This window comes from Ornithinibacillus caprae (genome assembly GCF_009728145.1).
Lineage (GTDB): Bacteria > Bacillota > Bacilli > Bacillales > Amphibacillaceae > Ornithinibacillus > Ornithinibacillus caprae.
The window spans coordinates 20064-36372 of sequence record NZ_WOCA01000011.1 but is presented as its reverse complement, the minus strand read 5'-3'; the positions used below and the strand labels follow the sequence as shown (position 1 = coordinate 36372).

At 35.3% G+C, this 16309-nt stretch carries 19 protein-coding genes; 5 read left to right on the top strand and 14 right to left on the bottom strand.

The window, feature by feature from the left end; genetic code table 11:
- Positions 1-204 precede the first annotated feature (204 nt).
- Positions 205-900: a hypothetical protein gene (locus tag GMD78_RS13595; protein WP_155669354.1), complete on the bottom strand. Its 696-nt coding sequence runs from the start codon at positions 898-900 to the stop codon at positions 205-207.
- Positions 901-1088: 188 nt separating this feature from the next.
- Between GMD78_RS13595 and GMD78_RS13590 the strand changes: the two genes are divergently transcribed.
- Positions 1089-2216: a conserved virulence factor C family protein gene (locus tag GMD78_RS13590; protein WP_196493824.1), complete on the top strand. Its 1128-nt coding sequence runs from the start codon at positions 1089-1091 to the stop codon at positions 2214-2216.
- Positions 2217-2404: 188 nt separating this feature from the next.
- Complete coding sequence (locus GMD78_RS13585) at positions 2405-3013, top strand: hypothetical protein (RefSeq protein WP_155669353.1); 609 nt, start codon at positions 2405-2407, stop codon at positions 3011-3013.
- A 36-nt stretch (positions 3014-3049) separates the two neighbouring features.
- On the opposite strand, the gene uppS is transcribed toward GMD78_RS13585, so the two are convergent.
- The 10 genes from uppS to GMD78_RS13535 form a co-directional block, all read right to left on the bottom strand.
- Positions 3050-3745, bottom strand: coding sequence for an undecaprenyl pyrophosphate synthase (gene uppS, locus GMD78_RS13580; RefSeq protein ID WP_155669352.1), 696 nt, complete (start codon positions 3743-3745; stop codon positions 3050-3052).
- Between the two features lie 39 nt (positions 3746-3784).
- Positions 3785-5257, bottom strand: coding sequence for a DUF4153 domain-containing protein (locus GMD78_RS13575; protein WP_343042317.1), 1473 nt, complete (start codon positions 5255-5257; stop codon positions 3785-3787).
- A 104-nt stretch (positions 5258-5361) separates the two neighbouring features.
- The gene (locus GMD78_RS13570) at positions 5362-5994 is read right to left on the bottom strand and encodes an HAAS signaling domain-containing protein (protein ID WP_155669351.1); all 633 of its coding nucleotides are present in this window, start codon (positions 5992-5994) and stop codon (positions 5362-5364) included.
- Positions 5991-6323 carry a PadR family transcriptional regulator gene (locus GMD78_RS13565; protein WP_155669350.1) on the bottom strand — a complete coding sequence of 111 codons (333 nt, stop codon included), beginning with the start codon at positions 6321-6323 and terminating at the stop codon, positions 5991-5993. Before GMD78_RS13565 ends, GMD78_RS13570 begins: the two co-directional genes overlap by 4 nt.
- Before the next feature lie 77 nt (positions 6324-6400).
- Entirely contained in the window at positions 6401-6847 is a 447-nt protein-coding gene (locus GMD78_RS13560) for an NUDIX domain-containing protein (protein WP_155669349.1), read from the bottom strand.
- A 15-nt stretch (positions 6848-6862) separates the two neighbouring features.
- Positions 6863-7426, bottom strand: coding sequence for a GNAT family N-acetyltransferase (locus GMD78_RS13555; RefSeq protein ID WP_155669348.1), 564 nt, complete (start codon positions 7424-7426; stop codon positions 6863-6865).
- 71 nt (positions 7427-7497) lie between these two features.
- The gene (locus tag GMD78_RS13550) at positions 7498-8286 is read right to left on the bottom strand and encodes a DUF2785 domain-containing protein (RefSeq protein ID WP_155669347.1); all 789 of its coding nucleotides are present in this window, start codon (positions 8284-8286) and stop codon (positions 7498-7500) included.
- 231 nt (positions 8287-8517) lie between these two features.
- Entirely contained in the window at positions 8518-8913 is a 396-nt protein-coding gene (locus GMD78_RS13545; RefSeq protein WP_155669346.1) for a VOC family protein, read from the bottom strand.
- Positions 8914-9034: 121 nt separating this feature from the next.
- Positions 9035-9400: a VOC family protein gene (locus GMD78_RS13540; protein ID WP_155669345.1), complete on the bottom strand. Its 366-nt coding sequence runs from the start codon at positions 9398-9400 to the stop codon at positions 9035-9037.
- A 12-nt stretch (positions 9401-9412) separates the two neighbouring features.
- Positions 9413-10360 (bottom strand): RNA polymerase sigma factor, encoded by a 948-nt coding sequence (locus GMD78_RS13535; RefSeq protein WP_155669344.1) that lies wholly within the window; start codon positions 10358-10360, stop codon positions 9413-9415.
- Between the two features lie 217 nt (positions 10361-10577).
- Here GMD78_RS13535 and GMD78_RS13530 point away from each other — a divergent pair, with 217 nt between their 5' ends.
- Together GMD78_RS13530 and GMD78_RS13525 are read left to right on the top strand one after the other, a co-directional pair.
- Positions 10578-10994, top strand: a complete 417-nt coding sequence (locus GMD78_RS13530) for a universal stress protein (RefSeq protein ID WP_155669343.1) — start codon at positions 10578-10580, stop codon at positions 10992-10994.
- A gap of 181 nt (positions 10995-11175) precedes the next feature.
- A complete protein-coding gene (locus GMD78_RS13525; RefSeq protein ID WP_155669342.1) occupies positions 11176-12108 on the top strand; it encodes an ATP-grasp domain-containing protein in 933 nt (310 codons plus the stop codon).
- A 144-nt stretch (positions 12109-12252) separates the two neighbouring features.
- On the opposite strand, the gene GMD78_RS13520 is transcribed toward GMD78_RS13525, so the two are convergent.
- Positions 12253-13530, bottom strand: coding sequence for a S41 family peptidase (locus tag GMD78_RS13520; protein ID WP_155669341.1), 1278 nt, complete (start codon positions 13528-13530; stop codon positions 12253-12255).
- A gap of 190 nt (positions 13531-13720) precedes the next feature.
- Between GMD78_RS13520 and GMD78_RS13515 the strand changes: the two genes are divergently transcribed.
- Entirely contained in the window at positions 13721-14239 is a 519-nt protein-coding gene (locus tag GMD78_RS13515) for a hypothetical protein (RefSeq protein ID WP_155669340.1), read from the top strand.
- Positions 14240-14289: 50 nt separating this feature from the next.
- On the opposite strand, the gene GMD78_RS13510 is transcribed toward GMD78_RS13515, so the two are convergent.
- Entirely contained in the window at positions 14290-15408 is a 1119-nt protein-coding gene (locus GMD78_RS13510) for an ABC transporter permease (RefSeq protein WP_155669339.1), read from the bottom strand.
- The gene (locus tag GMD78_RS13505; protein ID WP_155669338.1) at positions 15405-16289 is read right to left on the bottom strand and encodes an ABC transporter ATP-binding protein; all 885 of its coding nucleotides are present in this window, start codon (positions 16287-16289) and stop codon (positions 15405-15407) included. Before GMD78_RS13505 ends, GMD78_RS13510 begins: the two co-directional genes overlap by 4 nt.
- Positions 16290-16309: the final 20 nt, after the last annotated feature.

The following is a 16309-nucleotide window of genomic DNA, read 5'->3' as shown; positions in this document are numbered from 1 at the left end:
AAAAAGAGGGTTCACTAGACCCCCCCTCCATACTTTTTATATTATAAAGTTTCCTAAAAAAGGGCAGACCATTCCCGTTTACTCTGCAGCACAAGCAGAGTCTTTGAACATATTCAGTTAGTTGTTCAAAGTTTGGAATCGCAATCTTACAAATGCCACTAAGAAAACCTCCGTTCTTATTAGATACCCCAAGAATATCACATATTAAAAAAGATTACTAAACCAGTTACTAATTGAAGTAACTATTTTTAGAAACCAGTTTTTATCTTCTTCCGATTCCTCCACAATTTCTACATCGTTAACTTCAGTTTCCGCACGATTGTCTCCATTTAGTATAGTAGCCTGTTTACCTTCTACAACCGTGATCATCTCATCGCCGTATTTTTCGTAAATCACTGCCGCTTCCTCATCATTATATGGGTCGATTCCTACCTCTACTTTATTAGCAATGACGTCAACACCAGTATGAACAACGGAAATACCTTCATTTTCTAATTCAAGTAAGTCAATTTCCTGCTGCTTTTTTATTAATTCTTCCTCAGTATAATCAACTGTTCGAAACTCAATTTCTGCATGTTCATCTAACAATCCTTCGATATGACTCTTATGCTCCGCTGAGATTTCTTCGGTAAACGAAAGCACAATTACGCCCAGATCTCTTTGCTCCCGATCAATGTGAAGACTTGCAAATACATTTGAATCGATATTATTTTCAATGTAATCATTGATAGTTAACACTACTTCGGTATGGTTCGGATCAATTCCTTGTTCTTCCCATTCCTCTAGCTTTTCTAGAAAGTCATCCTCCATATCAACACTTGCAAAAACAGGTATGAATCCCATAAAGCAAACAGAAAAAAACAACACAATTCCTATCATCACTTTCATGTACAGTCTCATTTAAAAACTCCTTCCAAACAGGTCTCTATACATAAGACGACCACTTCTACATAAATGTTTCATTCATTCTAGATTCGAAATTCGAAGTTCGAGGAGTGCCTGTCACTTGTCGAATTTCGACAAGTGACAGGCACTCCTCGTTTATGATACGATCAATTTTAATGATAGCTTTGTGAGGGGGAGTAGTATTGAAGATTTTAGCGATTGAACCAACACCAAGCCCATATTCTATGAAGATTATTGTAGATGAACGATTAGCTGATGGTAATACAGAAAACTATAAACGTGATGATGACCTTTCAGGTGCCCCTAATTATGTTAAAGAACTGTTTGATATCAACGGGGTAAAGGGGTTATATCGAGTTATCGACTTTATCGCCCTGGAAAGAGACCCACGAGTTGCCTGGGAACAAATATTACCGGAAGTACAAGAGCTATTTGGCGCGTCAAAAGATGAATCGCTAGACGATCCAGCTAATTCCGTAGACGAGCACTTTGGAGAAGTTAAGGTATTTATTCAAATGTTTCGGAATATCCCCATGCAAGTCAAACTTGAAGAAGGGGATAAAGAGCATCGATTTGGACTTCCTGATCAGTTCATGAATGCAGTAATAGAAGCCTCGACTGTTTCAGATAATATGCTTGAAGAACGTAAATGGGTAGAACAAAGCCCACGATATGGTGCACCAGAAGAAATCGGTCCAGAGGTTGTTGAAGAGATTACTGCAAGTTATCATGAAGAACGATTATCCAATCTAATAAGGCTAGCTTCCGAGTCGAAGCAGTTTGAAGAAAACCGCCCATGGAAAAAGGTAACGTTAGAAATGCTAGATAACCCGAACTGGAAGGAACGGTATGCAGCACTAGATCGTATGGATCCAACACTTGAAGACCTACCTGTTTTAGATAAAGCATTAGATGATGAAAAGGCATCAATCCGCAGACTTGCTACTGCATATTTAGGAATGATTGAAGATCAAGCAGTACTTCCATATCTTTATAAAGCATTAAATGATAAGGCTGTAAACGTACGTCGTACAGCAGGAGATTGTCTTTCCGACCTTGGATTTACAGAAGCCATTCCCAAAATGATTCAAACATTAGAAGATCCCAGTAGACTGGTTCGATGGCGGGCAGCTATGTTTTTATATGAAATAGGAGATGAAACAGCAATTTCTGCTTTAAAAAATGCTCTTAATGATCCAGAATTTGAAGTCCGTATGCAAGCAAAAATGGCTTTAACACGAATACAAGGCGGAGAAGAAGCAAAAGGATCCATTTGGCATCAAATGACAGAAGCAACTAAAAAGAAATAACCACTTCTCTTACTATCATCGACAATTCGATGGTAGTTTTTATTTTTTTACTACACACAAATACGCCCCTAGACCTACTCACATTTATTTCTTAAGTATGTTCCACCTAATCATTAATCCCTGTACTATAGAAAATAATTGTTGTCGTTTTACTTTTGCATACATTGAAATGATTGAAGGTGATATTCATGAACGATGAAAGAAAAATATATTTACTTCTTACAGATACAGGTACACTTTTCACAAAGATAATAAAATTATTTACAAACGCACCATATAATCATGCCTCCATTTCATTCGATCATGATTTATTTGATGTGTACAGCTTTGGAAGAAAGAGGAAGAGAAATCCATTTATTGGTGGATTTGTGAGGGAGGATGTTCGATCTAGTTTATTTAAACATGCAGATTGTGTCGTTTATTCACATTCCATTACAGAAATTCAGTATCAAAAAATGAAACGCTATATTCAAGAAATAGATGAGCAGCAAGATTTGTACCGCTATAATTTTTTAGGTTTATTTGGATTCCTGTTTCGTAAGCCTATAAATAGAACCAATGCACTCTTCTGTTCACAATTTGTAGCTTCTGTATTGGCGGAAGGTGGTATATTAGACATAGAAAAACCTTTACCACTAGTGGCTCCTTACGACTTAAAGGAAAATGGTAATTTTCAATTAATCTATCAAGGAAAACTCGCCCATCTTATCAATCATCAAGAAACAAAATCCAAACCAAATTTATTTCTTCAAATAAAGAAATTTGCACTTATTTTTCAATACTTTTCGCAGTACTAAAATACAAAAACAGCTTGATTCAAGCTGTTTTTAATTTCATCCAACTATTCTCTTATCTCGACATCCTTTTATCGCTTCCCTCAAGTGATGATCGTCAAAATCTGGAAAGAACACATCACTGAAATATAACCGTGACATAGATGACTGCCACAACAAGAAATTACTTACTCTTTTTTCTCCTCCAGTACGAATGATTAAATCTGGATCTGGCAAGTCTCGAGTATACAAATATCGGTTAAACATTTCTTCATCCATATTTTCGATATCTAGATTATTTTGCTTTGCTTCTTTAAGTATGGCACACACTGCCTGTAAAATATCATCCCTACCACCATAATTAAAGGCAAAGTTAACAATTAACCCATCATTATACTTCGTTTTTTCTACCGCTCTTTCAAGTGCTTGTTTCGTATTTTTGGGTAATGATTCCATATTACCTGAAATTCGAATTTGACAATTTCTTCGAATAAATTCAGGAAGCTTTTGATTAAAAAATTTCACTGGTAACCGCATCAAATAATTTACCTCGTCCTTTGGTCGTGACCAATTCTCTGAAGAAAACGCATATAATGTTAATATTTCAATCCCCAATTCTATACTTCCGTCAATGACTTTCTCCATTGCCTGCGCACCAGCATAATGACCTTCACTACGAGTAAGTCCTCTGCTTTTTCCCCATCTACCATTCCCATCCATAATAATGGCTACATGCTTCGGTATATTTGAATTCATTAGAATTCCTCCATTTCTAAGTTGATGGTAAAGCAATGATTAATTACGTAAATCTAATTCTTCCATCCTTTTCGTAACCCTTTGTTTCATAAAGTTAAAGGATTGCCAAGAATCTTCACCTTCATTTTTCAAAACGCTTTTTTGCTCTACAAGTAACTCTTTTAGCTCTGGAATATCTGGATCAGCTTCATAAAGGTCCACTAGTCCATCTAGTCCTGTATACGATAAATGACTTAAATAATAAATATCAATTTTCCCCGTAGCTTCATAACGTTCTATGTTATTATCCACTACGATCTTTTCTAAACTAATTGCATTTAAACCAGTATAAAATACCAAACCGATAATTAGATAAAAATGCAGAATTGATAAACGTTCAAGTAGCACACGAACAAATGTATAAGCAAATATTACCATTAAGAAAATCATAAATGCATGTGCTAATACACGATCTAAAGTAAATCCATAAGCAGCTTCATAAAGACTTAAACGTTGGTATGCAGAGGTAAGCATCACACCACTAACAATAATTAGTAGTGAATACATAATCTTTAAAGCAACTTTTAACGGACGTCTATCTTCTTTTACTAGCTTTAAAAAACTAATTAATATACTCCAGTTAATTAGTGTCACAAAAATTAATTCAAAAAAACCTCTTCTTGCATATTCTGCGTACGTATACCCTGATTGTAATCCATCATTAAAGAAATATTTAAATTGGATAACGGTAAATAATACATACACTGCATTCAGTAAAGCCAAGATCGTAATGGCAATAATACTATCCCATTTAACCGTTGTTTTTTCATTAACTAATCCAACATTCTCTTTTGTTTTTGGACGAACATGTAATACTTGAAAAACACCAAAAAATAACAAAGCGAACAATATAGCGAGTATAAATCTAAACGTACCTTCTAAAAAATTCAGTTCTAATACAAATTCAGGTAATCGTAAAACTATATCTTGAAATACAGCATCAGCAGACATTAGTAATCCAGTAATTATAAACAATAACGGGACTCCAATTACTAAACCAATTACAATTCGCTTGATGGTTTGTGCTGCTTGATCATCCATATTTTTAAATACTTTTTTTAAACTTAGCTTACAAAATTTTGAGCTATATTGAATTGCTTGCTCGAGCTTCTTTATCAACAAAACTACAAAAGCAGGCTTACTCCAATTAATATTATTTGGACTTGTAATTAAGACAATATGGAAAAATACAAGTACTGGAATCAAAAGAAAATTTAAGCTGCGAAATAGTACATTATCATAAAAAGCATAAGACCCTGCTAATAGCCATATAGCTACCATTAATAGCAAGCCAATTCTCCGATTATTAAAAGATAGCTTATACCGTCCAAAAAGCACAGCATAGAATCCTGTTATAAAAGCTAAATATGAAACACCGATTCGCCCATGAAAAAAGCTAAGTTCTGCTAATACCCCTAATCCAACACATATAAGTAAAAAAATGATATCTTGACGCCTCATGCTAAGCTCCACTATTATCCCCCTTACTAGGTAATTCTATATACATCGAAATTCTATGTATATAGGCAAAAAATAAAATCGAACTGGGACTGAACCTATTATTGAACAGTCCTAATTTATACAGAAGCCTTCCTTCCCCACCTATATCCAATCCAGCTTACTGGGTACAGGAATGCTGTAAGAACAATACAAGCAACCATGAAAGGTACATTTAATAACGGTTGAAACCATTCATGTGGAATTAATTTAAAAATAATTAAGTACATAAACACAAAATTTGGAATCACAGAAATAAAGAATGTCTTTCGTAACAATTCACGTCCACGATGCCCAAATTCCCTTCCAATCTCATACCCTAATAGACCCCAAAACAGGATGTATATGAGCATGATGATAATCGAAATATCGGTTAAACTCGCCCACAACCATTCAATCCAATTCCAGTCTAGAACATTGTAGCTTAGAGTCAATATACCTCCACCTATAAATAACAAGGAGTTCAGTATGACAAATAGCCACTGTGTTTTTCTAGGTGTTATACGTGATTCTTGCTTCCACATACTAGCAATTTCTTTAGGTGTACCTAATCTTATTAGTAACTGTTCGTACACTTGATCTGTTGGAATAGACTCTTCTTGAATTAGGTCAGAAATATGTACCTCATACTCTTCAAGAATGGAAAGCTTTTCAGGATGGTTGCCAATTTCTTTTGCTAATTCCTGTAGAAATTGTTGACCACCATCCGTCATGATTCACTTCTCCCGATTAAATTGTTCATCACTTGAACATATCGGTGCCATTCACTCGTTTTTTCTTCTAGAATTTCTTGCCCCTGTGCTGTAATACGATAATACTTACGGGCAGGTCCTTTTTCTTGATTTTTCCAATAGCACTCAATGTACTCCTGTTTTTCAAGCTTGTGTAAAGCAGGATATAAAGTCCCTTCCTTCATTTGAAGATGGTGTTCACTTCGTTTATCCATTTCCTTTACAAGTTCATAGCCGTACATATCACGCTCATTTAATAGCTGTAAAACAAGAAGTGATGTACTACCTTTTATGAGTTCTCGGTTAAACATTTTTTCACCTACCTAGAATTATTAGGTATCTATACTATAGAAAATAAATTCTCATTTGTAAAGTCTTATGAAAAATTTTATTTTAAAAAGTTCAATAGTTGGAGATCTACAGGATCATAGGCAGGTAGCTCTTCCTGTTGATCCCATAGCTTTATTTGATTTGTTTCATTATTTTTTCGAAATGGCTGTAAATTCACTACTCGTTTAACGTATACCGGATTGTATTTTATTATTTCACTCTTTACATCTTTCACTTTAAGTAATCCTTTAAAATTCATATCCTTCACTACTTGACCAGTTTCCTCATACAATTCCCGAATTGCACATTCCTTCGATGTTTCACATTTTTCCTTTCGACCAGCAGGAAGCTCCCACTGCTCTCGCCATTTGTTATAACACAAAAGGTATTTATTTTCACAAATTAGAGCCGCAAATGATCCAGCTATAGGTTTGTAGGCTTCCATTTCATGTTCTTCCATATATATAAAATCTAAGAACACACGACCATGATCATTTTTTTTCATGGAATCTCCCCTTCACTAGTTAGTGACTTTTGCATATACACAAGTATCTCGAAGTTCCTTCCCATCAACCGAAAGATCTTCATTCCTCAAAATACCTTCTAATTCAAAGCCTAACCGCTCAGGAACAGCACGACTTTTTACATTTTTCGCGTCACATCTTATTTCAATTCTATTAGCTTTAAGTTCTTCAAAGGCAAAGTTTGTAATCCCCTCCACTGCTTCCGTTACATACCCTTTACCTTTATGGCGTGAATCAACCCAGTAACCAATCTCAAACTTACGAACATCCCAATCCATTCGATGCAATCCAGAGGATGCAATATGTTCTCCAGTTTCCTTATGGAAAACTAGTAATCTCATGTCTTCTCTTTTAAGAAATTTAATATGCGCCTCTCGAATATTCACCTCTACCTCTTCTTCACTTTGCTCATGCTGCGCAAAAGGCAACCAGGGACGTAATTCATTGATAGATGCATGAATAGATTCATAAACCACTTTTCCATCCCCTGGTTGAGGCATTCTAATAACTAGGCGCTCTGTTTCAAATTTATGCGGGAAATCTAATAATATCGGATTCATAGTAGTAACTCCTTCTCTAACAATTGTAATATGGCTGATTTATAACTGTAATAGACTCCTTAATCTTCCATCTAAGCTCTTGGTTTTGCTCTACATGATCTAATAGAAAATACAAAGCCTGTAAATATTGCTTCACAATAACGACAAATTAATTGTGATCGTTCATCACTAGAAAAGTTAGTATATAAGTCCTTAGAAACCTCCTCGATTCGATTTATCAATACTTTATCATCTGACCCCCGACTTAAAATTGTCATTGTAGGAATTGCCATTCGCTCATTCTCTTCAAATAGAAAATAGTCTTCATTGAAACTCATTTTATCCATGATCGCTACAAGTAATGTCTCAAGTTCTTTGGATGTTAGGTCTTGTTGCTTTGCTAATTCATCTATTGCGTCAGCCACATGAGCGATACTGTGCGCCCATCCACTCCCTTCTATTAACCCTCGTACGTCTACTTCTCTCTCTAAATATACGAGAAGCAGATTAGATAATCTTCTCAATTCATTTATAGATAAAAACTTTCTTTTAAGGTTTACATGTAATATTAAAGCTATGAGGAGCGTAGAAAAAGAGCGGGTAAATACGCTATTGTCACCCTTTTCCCCTAGTCCGTAAAAGAGATAATCCTTCGTTAAAACATTCTCCAATAAGCCTTTTAAATCATCATCTGAATAATAATCATGAACAATTAAATACGTAAAAGAGTTATAAATCAATGTATCTCTTAATTTGGAATCTGGATCTCCAATATGCTTAAGCATCGCATTCGTTAATGTTGAAAGCTCTATCTCATCTAGATCTTGATAGTTATGTTTTCTCAGTTCTATTAGTCGTTTCTTTAATTTACTACGATTCATATCTTCACCTAATTTTCTTCTCTACTATTAACATAATCTCACTTAGATCATCTATTATATAATCGGAATCGGCACATTCAGTTCTATCTACTCTCTTCCAGATACCTTCCATCCCTACTTGCTTTGCTGCTATAATATCGTTTTCTAAATGGTCACGACAGATCGATCACGATCCAATAATGTTCGATCTAAGTCAAATAACATGGCATGTATCAAACACTCACCCCATTTTTATGGTGCTACAATCTCCACTTTTATACGGTCTGGATCTTCAAAATAAACCGCATAATGTTCTCGGCCACCGGCAAATGGGTGCTTATCTTCGTATAAGATTGTAACTCCTTGTTCTTTTAGACTAGCTGTAATTAGATCTACATGCTCTCTTGAGTCTGCATAAAAAGCCAAATGATTTAATCCAACCCGAGAACGGTGATACGGAACATCAAGGAATCGCTCCTCCGTTTGAACAAAAACAATGTACGTATCATCTAATATCCAACTTTGACCTTTTTCCCATGTTTGAAATCGCTCATATCCTAATTCTTCTAATAACCAACTCCAAAAATTAATGCTAGACTTAAGGTTAGAAACATTTATTTCAAGATGATGCAATAATCCTTTTTTCAACTTAATTCCTCCAGAAAATCCATTTAGACTGCTACAATTTTTTTACGAAACCTTATAATTCCTAAGTGAACATTCCTACAAAGTACTAGTATTGATTACCTAGCACTTTGTAGCAAAGAAACTATTGATCTTGCATCACCATCAACATATTCCCATCTAAATCCTTAAATACAAAAAAATGACCATGCTGAATGTCTGTCACAAGCTCCACACCATTTGCTTCCATAAACCGATAGGAAGCTTCAATATCATCTGTAACGAATTGCACTGCCGGTGCTTGAAATGGAGTAATATCTTCTCCCTTCTTTCTCCATGCTGGCATTTCATCTAAAACCAGCCCTGTACCTTTCATACTAGCAACAAACAAATGATCATGCATGACCTCACCACTTACACCTAATATGGTTGAATACCAATCACTTGCTTTTTTAATATCTCTAACAGGTACAAATACGGTATTAATTTTGTTCTTTATTGGACTGCTCAATTTCATTCCTCCTCATTTTTTATCCCAATCTACCGGGAATTTATGAAGCTGCGGTTTCATTCCTAACTCATTTGCTGCAGCTACAATAAATTCTTTTCTAAAATAATAGCTTCGGTGAAATACAATCTTTCCATTTTCAACTTCCTGGTACTGTATGTCATGAATTAGTGGACCATTTTCACTTTCTGCAATAATAATAATAACCTTTCTACCCCACAGCCAATGCTCTTGGGCTCGGTATCCAGGTAATCCATGGAGCATAGATCCTTTTTGTACATCGCCTTTTGAAAACTCTTGAAAACCAAGAGATGCTTCATTATGGAGGTGATCACTTACTATATCAAATAAAGCATCTAAATCTCCTTCATTTATCGCTTTAATATAAGACTGAATAACTTCTTTTTGAGTTTCATCGATTTCGGGGTTATTCGTTTCTACAATTAAACCTTCCTTCTCCCATAACTTCTTTTCCATTCTTCTTATCGTTGCATAGATTGCTCCACGGGTAGTTTTAACAATACTTGCAACCTCCTCAGCTTTAAACTTGAATACTTGAACCATTAAAAATACAGCAACTTGTCGTGGTGTAAAAAGATAGACTAGATGCTCCAAAGCGTATTCAAGTTCTAGGCTATCAGAAAATTCTTCTGATGGTTCATTTGATTCTTCAAGTGTACCCACTATCTTTTTTTCTCTCCGACAGTGATCAATCCATGTATTTGTTGCAACACGGTATAAGTACGACTTTGGATTAACCGGCTGCCACACTTGATAAAACCCTCCAAAAGCTTTTAGCATTGTCTCTTGAAAAACATCCTCTCCATCCCATGGTGAACCGGTTAAATACCGGCAATAGTCCCACAAATCTTCCCGAAAATCAATAATGAGTTGACTGAACTCTTCTCTTAATTCTCGAGATTTTTCATTAAACATTTGAGCTTTTTTCTCAATTGAAGTCATATTTAACCTCCTTTATCATCGCTACCTTTACAACGGATTAGGAGCCAAAAATTATACGATTAATATACTACCTTTTTATTTTCTATTTTTACTAAATTCTACATTATTCACCAAAACCCTTTATTCTATCTTTTTTTCTATTTAGAATCTTCATGTTATAATAGATTAACAGATACATGTAAGTGCTTACTTTTCTGATTAAAAAGGTGGGATATTCATGTTTAAGAAGATTCTCTTTGCAGCGGATGGCTCTGAACACTCGATCCGTGCTGGTGAAAAGGCATTTGAATTAGCTAGTTATAATACTGAATCAAGAGTAGATATTTTATATGTTGTTGATCCTAAGCACTCTAAAGATGAAGTGATCAATAGCTGGGGGAAAGATGCCGCCGATTTACGTAAAGAAAAACTAGAACTTATTGTCCAAAAAGCAAAACAATCAAACGTAGATTTTGAAGTTGTTTTTTTACATGGAGATCCTGGTCCCACCATTGTTGACTACGCAAACAAACATGCATTTGATGCTGTTGTCATCGGCAGTCGAGGGTTAAATGCATTTCAAGAAATGGTTCTTGGAAGTGTTAGTCACAAAGTAGCAAAACGAGCAAATTGTCCAGTGATGATAGTGAAATAAAGCGAATCTTCAATTAGCAGGCACCTCACGTGTGGGGCTTACTACCCGTTACATGCAGATAAAACGTTCGAATCCAAACTCCCATAAACTGGGAGTTTTTTATTTTTAAGTTGCATATACATATCATAAATCCGAGTTATTTGGTATGATTAATATATATTGAAATGTGAGGGATCTAACTATGACTAAAAAAATTTATATCATTCATGAGAATAGTGAATGGACCGACCATTTAACCAAACGCTTAGACGAACTACGTCTACCATACGAAGAGTGGTTTTTAGATCAAGGTACTGTTAATTTAACAACTACTCCACCTGAAGGTGTTTTTTATAACCGCATTAGTGCATCTTCTCATACAAGAGACCATCGTTATGCACCCGAATTAACGGAAGCAGTACTCGCATGGTTAGAGCAAAATGGTAGGAAGGTCAATAATGGTAGTCGCGCATTACGACTTGAAGTTAGTAAAGTTAATCAATATATGGCACTAAACAATGCAAATATACGTACACCAAAAACGATTGCAGCTGTTGGAAAAGAGGAAATAATTAAAGCTGCTAAAGAGCTGAATCTACCTTCCTTTATCACCAAACACAATCGTGCAGGTAAAGGTCTAGGTGTTCAATTATTTCATTCCATTGAGGCATTACAAGCATATGTAGAAGGGCCAACCTTTGAGCCTTCTATCGACGGAATCACATTAATCCAAGAATATATTCAGGCACCTGAGCCATATATTATTCGTTGTGAATTTGTTGGTGGAAAATTCATCTACGCTGTTCGTGTGGATACTTCAGAAGGATTTGAACTATGCCCAGCTGATGCATGTACCATTGACGATTTATTCTGCCCAGTCGGTGAGGAAGTAGAAGAAAAGCCAAAGTTTGAAATTATGGAAGACTTCGATGATCCAATTATCTACAAGTACGAAAAATTTCTTAAAGAAAATCATATTGATGTTGCTGGAATTGAGTTTATTCGTAATCAAAATGGGGATATTTATACCTATGATGTCAACACAAATACAAACTATAATTCAGACGCAGAAGCTAAGGCAGGAAAATATGGTATGTTGGAGTTAGCAAAATTTCTTGGTAGTCAACTAGATTAAGATAAAGTGAATCTTCAATCAGCGGGGGTTATCTCCACCCCCACTTAACCTCCTTGGTTTCGAATTGAGGGTTTTACTGCCCGTTATATGTGGGATAACAAGCACCTAACTCCCGATTACGAGATTTAGGTGCCTCCTATTATTCTATGTAACTTTCTCCCTACTCCGTAACATTCGCATTGCCTCTTCCATATCCACATCCTTTTCAAAATGCTTAGGCGTCCATGGGATGTATATATCTGGTTTTATACCTGGATCTGTTAAAACTTCACGATGATCTAGCTGATCTAATCGAGAAGTTGGATAAGCGAATTCAAATTGATTATCCCATTTTTTCACGATCAAATTTGAATAATCATTTAATCCCCATGTTGGCCTTCCGATAACTGTTACTTTCGGAGATTTTTTACATAGGTAGACAAAAATATCTCCTGCACTACCACAATAGTTGTCACATAACACGATAATATTTTTCGGTTTGTCACTACCGGTTATCTCAACTTTCTCATCATGTGAATCAAATGAAGTAAATCCTTTTCCTCTGTTATCTATCCAAGCTTGTTCAAACCGTTCTAGACCTTTCCGTGTCTCCTCATCAGCTATAAGATGAATTTCTTGGTTGATCGATTCTACTAGAATATCCGTATTCCTTTTCGTACAATTAAATTTCATTGCATAGTCGTTAAAATTTATTGTCATCGATTTGCTTGGAAAAAGATATTTCTCAAGGCAAGAATAGGCTAGCGTGCTTCCACCATAATTCACTCTAACATCGATGATTACATTTTTTATTTCACTTAACTCATCGCGATATTCTTTCTCTAGTTTTTGTATCGTATCCGGATCAAAAAAGTCAGTTAATGTCATACACAATGTATCTGAATCTACCCTAGTTACCGTATGTTTAGGTACATACTCCGCTTTTTCATATTTTTTTAGATCTATGGAGCGAGTCTCTCCCTCGTTATTAATTACTGTAGCCACACTATATTTCTTAATGATTGCTCTCCAATCTTCTCTCTCCGCTTTCGTTTCCATTAACTCTCGTTGATGTTTTTTAACCAATTCGGGTACAGTAGTGTTATCTAGGTGAGTAATCACATTCCCTGGTTTTAATCGTTCTTCCCTCCCAACAGAAATTATATATAAATGGTCTTCATAACGTCTCACACGAAAGCCATTATCATATTCTTTTTGTTGATCAGATTTGACTAAGGTAAAATTCATGTGATGATCTTTAAAATCTAACAAGTAATCCTGTACGATTTCGACAAATGTCTCTGCAGTTAATTCACCTTTTTTCTCCAAATACCTTATATTTTCTTCATATTTTTCAGGACGATCCCATCCCTTTTTATCTATCCAACCTGCATAATCATGATGCATGATATCAACTACTTCTTGAAAAATGGATATATACAATCCTCACACCTCTATTCGAATTTTCTTACGATTATTTTAATGTAAATATATCAACACATTAATGCGCTTAAGAAGGAATGATCCTGTCTTCAGTCGGAGAGCTCTTACTAATTTGCAAGTGGATAATTGAAAGATGTTACGATTATTGTTAAAATAGTAAAAATAGTAAAAACAGTCAGGAGATGTAATGATGAAACGTATAGGAATACTTATGTTTCTACTTGCAATATTATTAGTTGGTTGTTTTAGTGAGGATTCTGCTAAAGAGGAATCACCTTCTAAACCACCCGAAACTCAAAATAAAAACCTTACCCCTCCTCATTTCCAGCCCCATACAGGAGTAGATTCAGCCGCGGGAATTCTTGACAAATACTGCTGGGAAAACGATGAAAAAAACTGTTCCATTGAACCGAATCCACCAGATGAAGTACTACTTGATCGTCAGTTGAGTCCTATGAAGGTAGTACCAGAGGAAGAAATATCTCTAAGCGTATCAACATCCGACATACCTCAAAACAATGATATTTTTAATCCAACTCAAATAGAATTAATTGAACACAAAACACAAGAAAAAACGGAAGTAAGTTTAACCGACATGACAATGACAGCTCCATCTGAAAAAGGAAGATATTATTATACAGCCATTCTCCGGTGGGATAATTCTTTACAAGGAGAAGCTGCTTATGCATTTGAGATTTTAGTGCAATAATATTAAGCAAATAACGTCACTACCAATAATAGTGGGAGTGACGTTATTATTTAATCGACTTTACTAGATTTTATTTTCTGTCTTGCAATCACGTAACAAATTATAGTCATCAATAAAATCACTGGTATCCCCTGATACCAAACACGATCATTCTGATACATTATCATGTCTTGTGGTCGTAAGTACTGAAAGGGATTGAACCAAGCAAAGGTCTCCCAGGATATAAATGTGGTTAATGCATAACCCGCTAGCAATGTCGCAAGTAATACAAATAGAGTCGAAAGTGTATGCTTGAAAAAAAGACTATACAATAAAGCGAGAGAAATAATCAAGAAAACCGTCACAGAAGCAACAACTAATGCTAGGATCATATATTCCCAAACCGTCATAAATGTAATGACATTATTTTTTTCCATCACCATTGGATAATCAAATGTACCTTTTTCACCAAATATCAACCCAACAATCATTACTGTCCCTAAAATAAGCCCTACTGTTACAAGATAAGAAACGATAGAAGTCCAAAATTTACTCGTTAAAATATGCGTTCGTTGCAATGGTTGCATAAATAATAGCTGTATTGAACGATTCTCAAACTCTGATGACATGATATCCCCTACTAGAAGAAGTATGATGATAATTGTCCCAAAGTTGACCAGTAAATTAATAACCATCTTCATAAAATTAGGCAACGTTTTGCTGTATGTATCATGCTCTGGTCGAACATCCTCTTCCAACAGCTTCTCATGTAAAGCAAACTGATGGTCAATTTCTTTGTAGGTTAATGGGAAATCTCCTCCTTCTTCTTTATACTCTTTAATATATTCGAGTGCATCATTTTCCACCGTTAATTTATATTGCCAATCCTCTGTCGTTACAAGCATCCTTAATTCATATAGTCTATCAAGCAACGGGGCATTGATTTGCTGTAACTTCTGAACCTCTTCATTCTCAGGATCTTGAGCCAATGTCTGTTGATGCATTCTAAAATTCGATTGACTCGCTTGTACTAGGCTTTCAATACGTTGACGTTCTTCTTTTTCCACATAGGATTCGAAAATCACATTTCGTAAAAACAACAATACAACCCCTGCTACAAGAAGAAGCATTAAATAAAAGAGCTTTTTACTAAAAAGCATCTTTTTCAACTCAAACGGTAGTAGCTTCATGAGGATAACTCCTCTTCAAATAACTCCCGATAGCGCTTTTCTGCACCTATTTTTTGGTCTTCAACCGCTTTTATCATAATATCATTTTCATTCATTAGATTGATAAATGTCTGTAGGTCCACTTCTGTTTCGTCAAACCCAATTTGTCCTTCATCGTTTTCTGTAAAAAGAATGTTTTGTTCCTTCAAAATTCCGATTGCCTTATCCCTGTCACTAACTTGAATATAATATCGTTTGGTCGCAAAATCTTGAAGTGACTCTTTTAGTAACGCACCATCCTTCATGAAATAAATCGTGTTGGTCAGCCTATCGATTTCATCTAGATTATGAGAAGAAATAATAATCGTTGTCCCCTCTTCATATAATTCTAGTAAAATCTTCCGCATATTAATCGCACTTGTTGGATCCAATCCATTTAACGGCTCATCCATTAATAGAAGCCTCGGCTCATTCATAATCACCATTGCTAGTAATAAATGCTGCTTCATACCAAGCGAATAGTTCCGTACTCTTTTCTTTACATAGCTCTCCATACCAACTCGCTTTGTAACTTCTTTAATCTTTGAAATCGGTATTTTTTGTACGTTACAGATGAACTTCAAATGATCATACCCTGTCAAACTCCCATATAATAACCGGTTATCCTGCAAATAAGACAGATCGTAAAAAAGTGATGTATCCGTATGTTTTTTCCCCAACAAACTTACCTCCCCTTCCTGAAAGAAAAGTAAGTTTGTCATACAGTTAAGTAACGTTGTCTTCCCAGATCCATTAGGTCCCACCAATGCAATGATTTGTGGGGTTTCTACTTGAATATCAATACCTTTTAGAACTTCTTGTTTTTTATATCTCTTTTTTAGACCTTTTACCTCAACAATCATGTCCCACTCCTCCTCTAAGT